The following is a 13,261-nucleotide window of genomic DNA, read 5'->3' on the forward strand; positions in this document are numbered from 1 at the left end:
CGCCCGGGCCCATGCCAAAAGTCAGCGAGGACCATCTGGCGGCTCGCCGTCGTCAGATCCTTGACGGCGCTCGTCGTTGCTTCGCCCAACACGGCTATGACCGAGCCACGGTTCGCCGGCTGGAGCAGTCGATCGGGATGTCGCGTGGTGCGATCTTCCACCACTTCCGGGACAAGGACGCACTGTTTTTCGCACTGGCGCACGAGGACGCCGAGCGGATGGCCGACGTTGCGTCGCGCGAGGGTCTCATCCAGGTGATGCGCGACATGCTCGCCGCGCCCGAGCAGTTCGACTGGTTGGCCACCCGGTTGGAGATCGCGCGCAAGCTGCGCAACGACCCCGCGTTCAGCCGCGGATGGTCGGAGCGTTCCGCGGAACTGGCGGCGGCGACACACGATCGACTGCAACGGCAGAAGGAAGCACACCGGGTGCGCGACGACGTACCGGGCGACGTGTTGCAGTGTTACCTGGAACTGGTCCTGGACGGATTGGTGGCCCGGCTGGCCTCCGGGGAACATCCGCAGCGGCTGTCCGCCGTCCTCGACTTGGTGGAGAACTCGGTGCGCCGCAACGATTCTGGGCCCTAGCGGGCCGCGGCCCGAGTGCGCGCTCTAGCGGTGTCGCGACGTGTGATTTGGTCCGCCCCGGCTGCGCATCGTGGTACCCGACTCGCGCAGCATGCTGTGAATCGACCCGTACGACCTGCCGGTGTTGGCGACGAGCTTGCGAATGCTCGCTCCGCTCTCGTAGGCATTGCGCAGCTCGTGCAACAACTCGGCGCGCATCTCTTTCGACTTTGCCACTGACCCCTCCACGCTTGAATCTCAAACCCAAGCACCAAGGGTAAGAACTCGCTGTCGTGCGCGTGTCGATTTCGCAGAATTCGCGTGTGATGAGTTAGGGGGCTCAGGCGAGCTCGATCAGATCCCGGTATTCCTCGGACCAATAATCCTCGGTGCCGTCCGGCAATAGGACAACGCGTTGCGGGTCGAGTGCTTCGGCCGCACCCGGATCGTGGGTCACCAACACCACCGCGCCTTGATAACTGCGCAGCGCATCGAGCACCTGTTCCCGCGACGCGGGATCGAGATTGTTCGTCGGTTCGTCGAGCAGCAAGACGTTCGCCGTGGATGCGACCAGACCGGCCAGCGCGAGCCGCGTCTTCTCACCACCGGACAGGGTGCCCGCCGGTTGGTCGAGCTGCGCACCGCTGAACATGAATGCTCCCAGCAGGCCGCGCAGGTCCTGCTCGCCCGAGGAAGGTGCGGCGTGCCGGATGTTCTCCCACACGGTCGCGTCGTTGTCGATGGTGTCGTGCTCCTGCGCGAAATAGCCCATGCGCAAACCGTGTCCGGGCTCCAGCCCTCCGGTGTCGGGCGTCTCGGCGCCGGCCAGCAGCCGCAGCAGCGTCGTCTTGCCCGCGCCGTTGAGCCCGAGCACCACCACCCGCGAGCCCCGGTCGATAGCCAGGTCGACCCCGGTGAACACCTCGAGCGAACCGTAGGACTTGCTCAGCCCCTTGGCCACCAGCGGGGTGCGCCCGCACGCGGCCGGGGTGGGAAACTTGATCCGGGCCACCCTGTCGGCGACCCGTTCTTCGTCGAGAGCGGCCATCATCCGATCGGCGCGCCGCAACATGTTCTGGGCCGCAACGGCTTTGGTGGCCTTCGCACCTAGCTTGGCCGCCTGCGAGCGCAACGCGGTGGCCTTGCGTTCGGCATTGGTGCGTTCGCGGCGGCGGCGCTGTTCGTCAGTGGCCCGGGCGTCGAGATACTTCTGCCACGTCATGTTGTAGACGTCGACCTCGCCGCGCACAGCGTCCAGAAACCACACCCGGTTGACGACGTCGGCGAGCAAGTCGACGTTGTGGCTGATGACCACCAGGCCGCCGGTGTGGGACCGCAAGAAATCCCGCAGCCAGCCAAGCGAATCCGCGTCGAGGTGGTTGGTCGGTTCGTCGAGCAGCAGCGTGGTCGACGAACCCGCACCGGTGTCGGAGGCGGCGAACAGGATTCGCGACAGCTCCACCCGGCGGCGCTGGCCGCCGGACAGGGTGCGCAGTTGCTGCGTCATGACCCGTTCCGGCAGGCCAAGACTCGCGCAGATTCGTCCGGCTTCGCTCTCGGCGCCGTAGCCACCCAACGCGACGAACCGTTCCTCCAGCTGACCGTAACGACGGATCGCACGGTCGCGCGCTTCATCGTCGGCTACCTCGGCCATCAACGCCTGCTGCTTCTCCAGATCGGTGAGCAGAACGTCCAATCCGCGAGCCGACAGCACCCGGTCGCGGGCCAGCACGTCGAGATCGCCTTCTTTGGGATCCTGTGGCAGGTAACCGATTTCGCCGGTGCGGGTGAGCGATCCGGCGTACGGTTCGCTTTCCCCGGCCAGGATGCGCAGGGTCGTGGTCTTGCCCGCTCCGTTGCGCCCGACCAGGCCGATGCGGTCGCCGGGCTGAATCCGGAGGTCGGGGCCGTCGGGTGAGAGCAGGATGCGCGCACCAGCGCGGACCTCAAGGTCCGTAGCCGTGATCACGATCGCTCTCCTCGATACCAGTAGTTATTTGTCGTCGGTGAACACCGGGGGACGCCGCTCTGCACGCGCAGTAACCGCTTCTTCGAAGTTCGCGGTGAGCAGTCGGACAAAAAGCTGTCCCAAGCCTTCGGCTTGCATGTGCCCTTCCAGGCTACCGGCGTCCAGTCCACTCCACAGTGTGCGTTTGGTCAACTCGATTCCGGGCCGGGAGAACGCGGCGATCCGCGCGGCGATCGCATAGCAAGTGTCCAGCAGCTGGCCCTCGGGCACCTGGCAGGACACCAGCCCGATGCGCTCGGCCTCCTCGGCGGTGACGTCGCGACCGGTCAGCATGATCTCGAACGCCCGCGACGCTCCGATGGCCCTGGGCAGCAGGTAGGACAGACCCAGTTCGCTGGCGGTCAACCCGTTATTGATGCCCGCGGCCCGAAAATAGGCGTTGGTGGAGGCCACCCGAATGTCGGCGGCCAGCGCCAGACACAGCCCGCCGCCGATGGCCGCGCCGTTGACCGCGGCGATGACCGGCTGATGCAGGCGCCGCAGCATCAGGATGACGTCGTCGAGGAGCTCCATCGAGCGCAGCGCATACGTCGGGCGGGTCAGCCCGTCCACATTCGGCACCGTGCCCGCCGACTTGTGATCGGCACCCGAAGAGAAGCCTCGACCCGCCCCGGTCAGCACGACAACCCGCACGGAGTTGTCGTAAGTGACCTCTTCCAGGGCCGCCTTCAACGGCACCATGACGTCGAACGCCATGGAATTCATCCGCTCGGGCCGATTGAGGGTTACTAGGGCGACGCCGGGCCGCGGGTGTTCAACGAGTACCAAACTCACCCGTGAACGGTATCGCGACCGTTGCCAGCGACCTATTCGGCGGCGCTGGTCAGGCTTGCTCTGCTTGAACCGCGTCGATGTCGAAGTCCCTGACTTGCTGCACCAAATCCTCCAGCGCCGCCGGCGGCAGGGCCCCCGGCTGGTTGAACAGCAGTTTGCCCTTTTTGAATGCCATCAGCGTAGGGATGGACCGAATCTGGGCCGCGGCGGCCAACTGTTGTTCGGCCTCGGTGTCGACCTTGGCGTGCACGATGTCTGGGTGCTTCTCCGACGACGCCTGGAAAGTCGGCCCGAACTGGCGGCATGGCCCGCACCAGGAAGCCCAGAAGTCGACCAGCACGATGTCGTTGTTCTCGATGGTCGCGTTGAACTGCTCCGCAGTGAGATCCTGTGTTGTCACATTTCGCCTAACGCCGGCTACTGCTCGGATGTTCCCGCGCGAATGTCGGCCAGTCGCGCACCCATATACTGCCCCCGCCAGGAGTGATTGGCCAGCGCAACGGTGTGCACCGCGTTGTCGAGGGAGTAACGCGGGCCGATCTTCCCAATGAACAGTTGGGATTTCGTTGGCGGGCGACGACGGCCAGTGCCCCGAGGTTACGGTTGCGGAGGGTTTCGGTGCTCGGAGACACTTAGGGCTGATGATCCGTCGCCGGACGGGCCAGCCGAGGGAGATGTCTTGGGCCACTACATCGCCAACGTCCGTGATCTCGAGTTCAACATCTTCGAAGTTCTCGAGGTAGGCGCCGTTCTCGGCGCCGGGCAGTACAGCGAGCTGGACGCTGACACGGTGCGGACCATCTTGTCCGAAGCCGCTCGCCTGGCCGAAGGCCCGGTCGCCGAAACCTTCGCGTTCGCCGACCGCAACCCGCCGGTCTTCGATCCCAAGGCACACACGATCAGCGTCGCGCCCGAGCTGGCCAAGACCGTGCAAGCGATCAAGGACGCCGAGTGGTGGCGCCTCGGCCTGGCCGAGGACATCGGTGGCATGCCCGCACCGCCGCCGCTGGCATGGGCGGTCAACGAAATGATCTTTTGCGCGAATCCGTCGGCGAGCTTCTTCTGCCTGGGTCCCTTTATGGCGCAAGCGCTTTACGCCGAGGGCGATGAGGAGCAGAAGCGTTGGGCGGCAGAGGGCGTCGAGCGCGGCTGGGCCGCCACGATGGTGCTCACCGAGCCCGATGCGGGCTCCGACGTCGGCGCGGGCCGGAGCAAGGCCATCGCGCAACCGGACGGCACCTGGCACATCGAGGGCGTCAAGCGGTTCATCTCGGGAGGTGACGTAGGCGACACCGCCGACAACGTCTTTCATCTGGTGTTGGCGCGCCCGGAGGGCGCCGGCCCGGGCACCAAGGGGCTGAGCCTTTTCTATGTGCCCAATTACCTCTTCGATCCCGACACGTTCGAACTCGGTGCCCGCAACGGGGCTTTCGTCACGGGGCTGGAACACAAGATGGGCATCAAGTCCTCCCCCACCTGCGAGGTGACATTCGGCGCCACGGATGTTCCCGCCGTGGGCTATCTGGTCGGCGGCGTGCACAACGGGATCGCGCAGATGTTCACCGTGATCGAGCACGCTCGCATGACGATCGGCGTCAAGGCCGCCGGCACCCTTTCCACCGGCTACCTCAATGCACTTGCCTACGCCAAGGAACGGGTGCAGGGCGCCGATCTGACCCAGATGACCGACAAGGCCGCACCGCGGGTCACGATCATGCACCACCCCGACGTGCGCCGCAGCCTGATGACCCAGAAGGCGTACGCCGAAGGACTGCGAGCGCTGTACATGTATGCCGCTGCACATCAGGATGATGCTCTCGCACAACAAGTTTCGGGTGCCGACCACGAGATGGCGCACCGCGTCGACGATCTACTGCTGCCCATCGTCAAAGGCGTGAGTTCCGAACGGGCGTACGAGATCCTGACGGAGTCGTTGCAGACGCTGGGCGGCTCGGGCTTCCTGCAGGACTACCCGCTCGAGCAGTACATCCGCGATTCCAAGATCGATTCGCTCTACGAGGGCACCACCGCGATCCAGGCCCTGGACTTCTTCTTCCGCAAGATCGTTCGCGACCACGGCGCGGCCCTGCAGTTTGTCACCGCGCAGATCAGTCAGACCATCGACAACTGCGACGAGGCACTGAAATCGCAAGCGCAGGCAGTGCAATCCGCCCTCGACGAGGTCACCTCGATGACGGGCGCGTTGACCGGTTACCTGATGTCCGCGAGCCAGCACGCAGGCGAGATTTACAAGGTGGGACTCGGCTCGGTCCGCTATCTGCTCGCGGTCGGCGACCTGCTCATCGGCTGGCGATTGCTGGTGCAGGCCGGGGTTGCGCACGCCGCTCTGGCCAGCAATCCCGGCGGGAAGGACGAAGCCTTCTACCAGGGCAAGATCGCGACGTCGGCGTTCTTCGCCAAGAACATGCTGCCGAAGCTGACCGCGCTGCGCCGCGTCATCGAATCCCTCGACGACGACATCATGCGCATTTCCGAAGACGCGTTCTGACCTATTGACGCTAGGGCGTCACGGGTCTGTTGACGTCGTTGAACCTGACGATCACGCGCTCGAGCCGTTTGACGCGTTCGGCTTTCGCCTTCTTGGCGTAGACCAGACGATCCGCCGGCGTGAGTTCGGCGGCGTCGCTGAATGCGCTCAGCAGTGCACGCGGGTACAGCTGCTCCGCCAGGACGACGTTCAGCTCGGCACAGAGCACCAGCGTGGTCGACACCAGATACAGGAAAGCAAGCAAGCCCAGCACCAACGCGAAAATACCGTTGGTGGCACTGGCGGTCCTGACGGTGTGCTGGATATAGCCGGCGCCGAACCACTGCAGTATCTGCCAAATGAACGCTGCCGCAACGGCTCCCGGCAGCACCTGCCGGTAGGTGAGTTCTTTTGCCGTGGTCATGCGAAAAACCGCCAGGCAGATCAGCGCGTTGATCGCCACAGCGGCCAGCGTGACACCGATCTTTCCGGATACGCCCAGCGCCCCGGTCGTCTGAGCGATCCCGGACACGACGGTGGCCGCGATCACCGCCGAGCCAAGAACGAGCAACAAAACGAAGCTGCGCACGCGTGCCCGAATCAGGTTGCGACGCTTGTTCTTCGGCACCGCCCACACCGAGTCCATCGCGTTCTGCACGGCTTGGCCGACGCCCAGACCGCCATAGAGCGCGCCCAGGATCCCTACGACAACGGCGACCGTCCCCCCGCTGAGCCCCGCGGGCTCATGCAGCTGACTGCCGATCACCGGGAACTGGCTCAGGGCGCTGTGCAGCACCTGCTCTTGCAGGTCGGGGCGACCGGCGAGCACCACACCCAGCCCGGTGGTCAACAACAGCAGCATCGGGAACAGCGACACGAAGCCGTAGTAGGTGATCAGCGCGGCCAGGTAGCCGCCTTGATCATCGAGGTATTTATAGATGACGGAAACGGTCACACTCACGCCGCGGTTTCGTCGCTGCAAATCATCCAACCAGCCGACCATTGCCGATCACTCATCCCCCCGGAAAGCGACACCCCAATCGAAACACCGATGAGCAGGGCATACCCCGATTCGCCGCCGGCCAACCGCGCCGGGCAGCCCGCTCGACTCATAGGTCCGGCACAGGTGGATCCGGTAGACCCGTCGTTGGGACGTTGGGACCATCCCACGATTGGAGACACGTTGATATCTGCCAGCTCTCACCGGCTTACCCGATTCGCGATGCTTGGGGTCACCGGAGTCACCGCGCTATCCGTCGTGGCGTGTGGTTCGTCGACCACGTCAAGCCCCAGTTCGTCGCCGGGCCCCACAAGTTCGGCGATGTCGTCGGCGCCGCCGTCCACCTCGCCGCCGGCGACCGGCCAAGCCCGGGTGCGTGGCCTGATCGCGTCGGTGTCGGGAAACACCGCCCAGGTCACGCAGGAAAAGGGCAATGCCGCCGTGGTTTTCACGACGTCGACAAAGGTCACTGAGGTCACTGCGGGCGCGCTGGGTGACGTCACCGTCGGCAGTTGCGTCACCGTGCGGCCCGCCCACCAGGAATCGCAGCCCGGCCAACCGCTCACCGCGGCGTCCGTGCGCGTGAGCCCCGCCGTCGACGGGAAATGCCCGCCCGTCACACCCGGCGGCACACCCAAACGAGCGCCCGTGCGGGGCGCCGTCGCGTCCGTCGCGGGTTCCACGATCACCGTGACGAGCATCGACCCCAGCGGCGCCGGCTCGCAGACGGCGGTGACGGTGACTGACCAGACGCGATACACCAAGCAGGCCGGCTCCGACACACAGGCCATCGCGCAAGGCAAATGCATGACGGCACAAGGCATTCGGGACGGCAACGGCACGCTGCAGGCGACAACTATCGACCTGCGACCGGCGCGTGACGGCAAATGCGGGGGCGGCCACAAGCCATCGGGCCACCGCGGGCTCGGCGGCTAGCGGCGCTCAGACGGTGAAGCCCAGGGCGCGCAACTGTTCGCGGCCGTCCTCGGTGATCTTGTCCGGGCCCCACGGCGGGTTCCACACCCAGTTGATCCGCAGATCGTTGACCAGACCGCTGCCGACCAGCGCGCTGCGCGACTGGTCTTCGATCACGTCGGTCAGCGGACAGGCCGCCGACGTCAGCGTCATGTCGATGGTTGCGACCTTTCCTTCGTCGCCCTGTTCGACGTTGAGGCCGTAGACCAACCCCAGATCGACGACGTTGATCCCCAGCTCGGGGTCGACGACGTCGCGCATCGCCTCTTCGAGGTCGGCGAGAAATTCCTCGTCGGGTGCGGTGGTTTCGCTCATCGTTGGTCCTCCTCGAAAGCATGGCTGGCTTGGGCCAGTGCGTCTTTGCAAGCCATCCACCCCAGCAGAGCACATTTCACCCGCGCCGGGTACTTGGCTACTCCGGCGAACGCGATTCCGTCGCCCAGCACATCCTCATCGCCCTCGACCGTTCCCCGCGACGACACCATTTCGGTGAACGCCGTGATGGTCTTGAGCGCTTCCCCCACGCTCTGACCGATCACCTGCTGGGTCAGCACCGAGGTGGCCGCCTGGCTGATCGAACAGCCTTGGCCGTCATAGGAAACGTCGGCGACGGTCTGGCCGTCGCCGGACAACGTCACCCGCAGGGTGATCTCGTCGCCGCAGATCGGGTTCACGTGGTACACCTGCGCACCGAACGGCTCGCGCAGACCGCGGTGCTGCGGGTGCTTGTAGTGATCGAGGATCACGTCTTGATACATCTGCTCAATGCGCACGGCTCACGCTCCGCCGAAGAATTCCACGGCCCGGCGCACACCGGCCACCAGCCGGTCGACCTCGTCGGGGGTGTTGTACACCGCGAACGACGCCCGCGCCGTGGCAGCCACCCCGAACCGGCGGTGCAGCGGCAACGCACAGTGATGGCCGACCCGCACCGCGACACCCTCGTCGTCGAGCACCTGTCCGACGTCATGCGCGTGCACGCCGTCCACGACGAATGCGACTGGCGAGCCACGGTTTTCCATCGACGTCGGTCCGATGATGCGCACGGCCTCGATACCGGACAGGCCCGCCAGCGCCGCGGCCACCAGCTCGTTTTCGTGGGATTCGACGGCGGCCATGCCGATGTCGCCGAGATAGCGTGCGGCGGCGGCCAACCCGACGACCTGAGAGGTCATCGGAGTACCGGCCTCGAACCGCTGCGGGGGCGCGGCGTACGTCGTGCCTTCCATCGTGACGGTCTCGATCATCGAGCCGCCGGTGATGAACGGCGGCAGCGCCTCAAGCAATTCGCGGCGGCCGTAGAGCACTCCGATTCCGTTGGGGCCCAGCATCTTGTGTCCGGAGAAGGCACCGAAGTCGACGTCGAGGGCACGAAAGTCGACCGGCTGGTGCGGCACCGACTGGCAAGCGTCGAGCACGGTCAGCGCGCCCACCGCCTTGGCCCGGGCGACCAGCTCCCGCACCGGAGCCACCGCGCCGGTCACATTCGAATGATGGCTGAAAGCAACAATTTTGACGCGCTCATCGAGTTCCAGCGAATCCAGGTCGATACGTCCGTCGTCGGTCAGGCCGTACCAGCGCAACGTCGCCCCGGTCCGCCGGGCCAGCTCCTGCCACGGCACCAGGTTGGCATGGTGTTCCAGCTCGGTGATGACGATGACGTCGCCCGCACCGACGGCACCGTCGAAACGCTTGTCGCCCAGCACATAGGACACCAGGTTCAGCGATTCGGTGGCGTTCTTGGTGAAGACCAGCTCGTCGGCGTCGGCACCGACGAACGCCGCGATGTCGGCCCGGCCCTGCTCGTAGGCGTCGGTGGCCTCTTCCATCAGCTGGTGCGCACCGCGGTGCACGGCGCCATTGGACGTCAGCAGAAATTCCCGTTCGGCGTCGAGCACCTGCAACGGGCGCTGCGACGTGGCGCCGGAATCCAGGTACGCCAACTGATTTCCGCTGCGCATGATGCGCTTGAGGATCGGGAAGTCAGCGCGGATCGCCGCGAGATCCAGTGGAGTCACGGAGGCCGACATCGTTACGCCCCCGTGGCAGCCGATTGCGCAAAGCGCTCGTAGCCGTGCGCTTCGAGCTCGTCGGCCAGCTCGGGGCCGCCGGCCTCGACGATGCGCCCGCCGACGAAAACGTGCACGAACTGCGGCTGGATGTAGCGCAGGATCCGGGTGTAGTGCGTGATCAGCAGGACACCGCCATGCTCGGCTTCGGCGTAGCGGTTCACGCCCTCGCTGACCACCCGCAGCGCGTCGACGTCGAGCCCGGAATCGGTCTCGTCGAGGATCGCGATCTTGGGCTTGAGCAGCGACAGCTGCAGGATCTCGTGGCGCTTCTTCTCGCCACCGGAAAAGCCTTCGTTGACACTGCGTTCGGAGAACGCCGGATCGATCCCGAGGCCCTCCATCGCGCCCTTGACTTCCTTGACCCAGTGCCGCAGTTTCGGTGCCTCACCGCGCACGGCCGCGGCGGCGGTGCGCAGGAAGTTCGACATCGATACCCCGGGCACCTCGATCGGGTATTGCATGGCGAGGAACAAGCCGGCCCGCGCCCGTTCGTCGACGCTCATCGCCAGCACGTCCTGGCCGTCCAGCGTGATAGAGCCGGACGTCACCTGGTACTTCGGGTGCCCGGCGATCGCATAGGACAGGGTGGACTTGCCGGACCCGTTCGGGCCCATCAGCGCGTGCGTCTCCCCCGACTTCACGGTGAGATCAACACCTTTGAGGATCGGGATGGCCTCGGCATCATTGGCGGGCGAGACGCTGACGTGCAGATCCTTGATTTCGAGCGTGGTCATCAGTTCTTGATTCCTTCGGTTAACTCAAGTTCGTGTTCAATCGCCTCGGTCAGCCGATCCCGCACCGAAGCCACAGCGATCTTCTGGATGATCTCGGCGAAGAAGCCACGCACGATCAATCGGCGGGCCTGGTCTTCCGGGATACCGCGAGCCCTTAGGTAAAACACCTGCTCGTCGTCGAATCTTCCCGTGGCACTTGCGTGTCCGGCGCCGACGATCTCGCCGGTCTCGATTTCGAGGTTGGGCACCGAGTCGGCGCGGGCGCCGTCGGTCAGCACCAGATTGCGGTTCGCCTCATACGTGTCGGTGCCAGTGGCCTCCGCGCGGATCAGCACATCGCCGATCCACACCGTGTGGGCGTCGGGCCGGCTGGAGTCCGGATCGCCTTGCAGCGCACCCTTGTACAACACGTCCGAGCGGCAGTTCGGGTGCGCGTGGTCGACGAGCAACCGGGATTCGAAGTGCTGGCCGTCGTCGGCGAAATAGGTGCCGAGCAGCTGCGCGTCGCCGCCGGGCGCGGTGAACCGCACCGTCGTCGTGGTACGAACCAGGTCGCCCCCGAGCGTCACGTTGACGTGACCGAGCACCGAATCCTTGCCCAGCCGTGCGTGATGCGCGCTGACGTGGACCATGTCGTCGGCCCAGTCGGCGATCCAGATCACCCCGAGCGCCGCCGAGTCACCAACGATGATCTCGACGTTGTCGGCGTAGGTGCCGCTGCCGCGCAGGTCGACGACGACGATGGCCCGGGCGAGTTCTTCGACGCGGATCTGCAGATGGCCGTAGGCGACCGCGCCCTCGCCGGGCCCGGTGACGACGATCTCGATCGGCTTGGCGACCTCGGTGTCGCGCGCCACGGTCACCACCGTCGCGGAGTTGAATGACGAGAATGCTTGGGCCGCAACACGGTCGGCGGGAACGCCGCCCTGACCCAGCCGCTCGTCGCCGCGGCGCACGATATCGGTTTTTACGCCGGGCTGTTCGCCGACAGTGATCTGTGCCTTGCCGTTGGCGACGGCCGAGCCGTCGTGCAGGCCGCGCAACCGCTTCAGTGGGGTGAACCGCCAAATCTCGTCGCGGCCGTGCGGCACCTCGAACGCGTCCACGTCGAAGGACGCGAACAGCTCGCCCTTGTTCAGTGCCGAGCCTTCGATAGTTGTTGTCCGCGCGGTCATCCGACCGCGCCCTCCATCTGCAACTCGATCAGCCGGTTGAGCTCCAGCGCGTATTCCATCGGCAACTCTTTGGCGATCGGCTCGACGAAGCCGCGCACGACCATCGCCATCGCCTCGTCCTCGGTCATGCCGCGGCTCATCAGGTAGAACAGTTGGTCCTCGCTGACCTTTGACACGGTGGCCTCGTGACCCATCGTGACGTCGTCCTCGCGGATATCGACGTACGGATAGGTGTCACTGCGGCTGATCGTATCGACAAGCAGCGCATCGCATTTCACGCTGGAGCGCGACCCGTGAGCACCCTTGTTCACCTGCACCAGGCCGCGGTAGGACGCGCGGCCGCCGCCACGTGCCACCGACTTGGAGACGATGTTGCTCGACGTGTTGGGCGCCAGGTGCAGCATCTTGGCGCCGGTGTCCTGGTGCTGGCCCTCGCCGGCGAACGCCACCGAGAGCACCTCGCCCTTGGCGTATTCGCCGGTCATCCAGACCGCCGGGTACTTCATCGTCACCTTCGACCCGATGTTGCCGTCGACCCACTCCATGGTGGCGCCGGCTTCGGCTCGGGCCCGCTTGGTGACCAGGTTGTAGACGTTGTTCGACCAGTTCTGGATGGTCGTGTAACGGCAACGGCCACCGGGCTTCACGATGATCTCGACCACTGCCGAGTGCAGCGAGTCGCTCTTGTAGATCGGCGCGGTACAGCCCTCGACGTAGTGCACGTAGGCACCTTCGTCGACGATGATCAGCGTCCGCTCGAACTGGCCCATGTTCTCGGTGTTGATCCGGAAGTAGGCCTGCAGCGGGATGTCGACGTGCACACCCTTGGGGACGTAGATGAACGAGCCACCCGACCACACCGCGGTATTGAGCGCGGAGAACTTGTTGTCACCGGCCGGGATGACCGTGCCGAAGTACTGCCGGAACAGCTCGGGGTGTTCCTTCAGCGCGGTGTCGGTGTCCAGGAAGATGACGCCGAGCGCCTCGAGATCCTCGCGGATCGAGTGGTAGACCACCTCGGACTCGTACTGCGCCGCGACGCCCGAGACCAGGCGCTGCTTCTCCGCCTCCGGGATGCCGAGCTTGTCGTAGGTGTTCTTGATGTCGGCGGGCAGGTCGTCCCACGTGGCCGCCTGCTTCTCACTGGAACGCACGAAGTATTTGATGTTGTCGAAGTGGATGCCCTCGAGGTTCGAGCCCCAGTTCGGCATCGGCTTCTTGCCGAATGTGCGCAACGCCTTCAGCCGGATCTGCAGCATCCAATCCGGCTCGCTCTTTTTCGCCGAGATGTCCCGCACGACCGCCTCGGACAGGCCACGCTGCGCGCTGGCACCCGCGACGTCGGAGTCCGACCAGCCGTAGCCGTACTTGCCCAGGGATGCGATCGCCTGCTCCTGGGTCAACGGCGCTTCGGTAACCGGCTTGGTTGCCTCTGGCGTGAGTGTCAT

General features: G+C 65.5%; 13 protein-coding genes and 1 pseudogene. 3 read left to right on the plus strand and 11 right to left on the minus strand.

Translation table 11 applies throughout. The features are described from left to right. The first annotated feature begins 11 nt into the window (after positions 1–11). Entirely contained in the window at positions 12–587 is a 576-nt protein-coding gene (locus LMQ14_RS16115; protein ID WP_267730569.1) for a TetR/AcrR family transcriptional regulator, read from the plus strand. A 24-nt stretch (positions 588–611) separates the two neighbouring features. Here the strand turns inward: LMQ14_RS16115 and LMQ14_RS16120 are convergent, their stop codons facing one another. The 4 genes from LMQ14_RS16120 to trxA all read right to left on the minus strand — a co-directional run bounded on the left by LMQ14_RS16120 (position 612) and on the right by trxA (position 3,769). Continuing rightward, complete coding sequence (locus LMQ14_RS16120; protein WP_267730570.1) at positions 612–803, minus strand: helix-turn-helix domain-containing protein; 192 nt, start codon at positions 801–803, stop codon at positions 612–614. A gap of 103 nt (positions 804–906) precedes the next feature. After that, positions 907–2,535 carry an ABC-F family ATP-binding cassette domain-containing protein gene (locus LMQ14_RS16125; RefSeq protein ID WP_267730571.1) on the minus strand — a complete coding sequence of 543 codons (1,629 nt, stop codon included), beginning with the start codon at positions 2,533–2,535 and terminating at the stop codon, positions 907–909. A 24-nt stretch (positions 2,536–2,559) separates the two neighbouring features. Next, a complete protein-coding gene (locus tag LMQ14_RS16130; RefSeq protein WP_267735543.1) occupies positions 2,560–3,405 on the minus strand; it encodes an enoyl-CoA hydratase in 846 nt (281 codons plus the stop codon). Positions 3,406–3,418: 13 nt separating this feature from the next. Further along, a complete protein-coding gene (gene trxA / locus LMQ14_RS16135) occupies positions 3,419–3,769 on the minus strand; it encodes a thioredoxin (RefSeq protein WP_267730572.1) in 351 nt (116 codons plus the stop codon). Positions 3,770–4,048: 279 nt separating this feature from the next. On the opposite strand from trxA, the gene LMQ14_RS16140 reads away from it, so the two are divergent. Beyond that, positions 4,049–5,878, plus strand: coding sequence for an acyl-CoA dehydrogenase (locus LMQ14_RS16140; protein WP_267730573.1), 1,830 nt, complete (start codon positions 4,049–4,051; stop codon positions 5,876–5,878). Positions 5,879–5,888: 10 nt separating this feature from the next. Here the strand turns inward: LMQ14_RS16140 and LMQ14_RS16145 are convergent, their stop codons facing one another. After that, positions 5,889–6,860: a YihY/virulence factor BrkB family protein gene (locus tag LMQ14_RS16145; protein ID WP_267730574.1), complete on the minus strand. Its 972-nt coding sequence runs from the start codon at positions 6,858–6,860 to the stop codon at positions 5,889–5,891. 48 nt (positions 6,861–6,908) lie between these two features. Here LMQ14_RS16145 and LMQ14_RS16150 point away from each other — a divergent pair, with 48 nt between their 5' ends. Continuing rightward, positions 6,909–7,793: a DUF5666 domain-containing protein gene (locus LMQ14_RS16150; protein WP_267730575.1), complete on the plus strand. Its 885-nt coding sequence runs from the start codon at positions 6,909–6,911 to the stop codon at positions 7,791–7,793. Positions 7,794–7,799: 6 nt separating this feature from the next. Here LMQ14_RS16150 and LMQ14_RS16155 read toward each other — a convergent pair whose 3' ends face one another. The 6 genes and pseudogenes from LMQ14_RS16155 to sufB all read right to left on the minus strand — a co-directional run bounded on the left by LMQ14_RS16155 (position 7,800) and on the right by sufB (position 13,261). Then, a complete protein-coding gene (locus LMQ14_RS16155; RefSeq protein ID WP_085221810.1) occupies positions 7,800–8,147 on the minus strand; it encodes a metal-sulfur cluster assembly factor in 348 nt (115 codons plus the stop codon). Further along, positions 8,128–8,590 (minus strand): annotated as a pseudogene (gene sufU, locus LMQ14_RS16160) (Fe-S cluster assembly sulfur transfer protein SufU); the annotation flags it as partial. The gene LMQ14_RS16155 and the pseudogene sufU, both read right to left, overlap by 20 nt. Positions 8,591–8,608: 18 nt before the next feature. Further along, complete coding sequence (locus LMQ14_RS16165) at positions 8,609–9,862, minus strand: cysteine desulfurase (RefSeq protein WP_267730576.1); 1,254 nt, start codon at positions 9,860–9,862, stop codon at positions 8,609–8,611. Between the two features lie 2 nt (positions 9,863–9,864). Next, positions 9,865–10,638, minus strand: coding sequence for a Fe-S cluster assembly ATPase SufC (gene sufC / locus LMQ14_RS16170; RefSeq protein WP_267730577.1), 774 nt, complete (start codon positions 10,636–10,638; stop codon positions 9,865–9,867). Further along, positions 10,638–11,813, minus strand: coding sequence for a Fe-S cluster assembly protein SufD (gene sufD, locus LMQ14_RS16175; protein ID WP_267730578.1), 1,176 nt, complete (start codon positions 11,811–11,813; stop codon positions 10,638–10,640). The genes sufC and sufD overlap by 1 nt, the downstream gene beginning before the upstream one ends. Further along, complete coding sequence (gene sufB, locus LMQ14_RS16180; protein ID WP_267730579.1) at positions 11,810–13,261, minus strand: Fe-S cluster assembly protein SufB; 1,452 nt, start codon at positions 13,259–13,261, stop codon at positions 11,810–11,812. The genes sufD and sufB overlap by 4 nt, the downstream gene beginning before the upstream one ends.

Source organism: Mycobacterium sp. Aquia_213 (assembly GCF_026625985.1).
In the GTDB taxonomy this organism is placed as follows: domain Bacteria; phylum Actinomycetota; class Actinomycetes; order Mycobacteriales; family Mycobacteriaceae; genus Mycobacterium.

Excerpts from the sequence above, each read along its gene's own strand:
- LMQ14_RS16115 (WP_267730569.1), top strand. The coding sequence starts at position 12 with ATGCCAAAAGTCAGCGAGGACCATCTGGCGGCTCGCCGTCGTCAGATC.
- LMQ14_RS16145 (WP_267730574.1), bottom strand. The coding sequence starts at position 6,860 with ATGGTCGGCTGGTTGGATGATTTGCAGCGACGAAACCGCGGCGTGAGT.
- LMQ14_RS16150 (WP_267730575.1), top strand. The coding sequence starts at position 6,909 with ATGAGCAGGGCATACCCCGATTCGCCGCCGGCCAACCGCGCCGGGCAG.
- LMQ14_RS16155 (WP_085221810.1), bottom strand. The coding sequence starts at position 8,147 with ATGAGCGAAACCACCGCACCCGACGAGGAATTTCTCGCCGACCTCGAA.
- LMQ14_RS16165 (WP_267730576.1), bottom strand. The coding sequence starts at position 9,862 with ATGTCGGCCTCCGTGACTCCACTGGATCTCGCGGCGATCCGCGCTGAC.
- sufC (WP_267730577.1), bottom strand. The coding sequence starts at position 10,638 with ATGACCACGCTCGAAATCAAGGATCTGCACGTCAGCGTCTCGCCCGCC.
- sufD (WP_267730578.1), bottom strand. The coding sequence starts at position 11,813 with ATGACCGCGCGGACAACAACTATCGAAGGCTCGGCACTGAACAAGGGC.
- sufB (WP_267730579.1), bottom strand. The coding sequence starts at position 13,261 with ATGACACTCACGCCAGAGGCAACCAAGCCGGTTACCGAAGCGCCGTTG.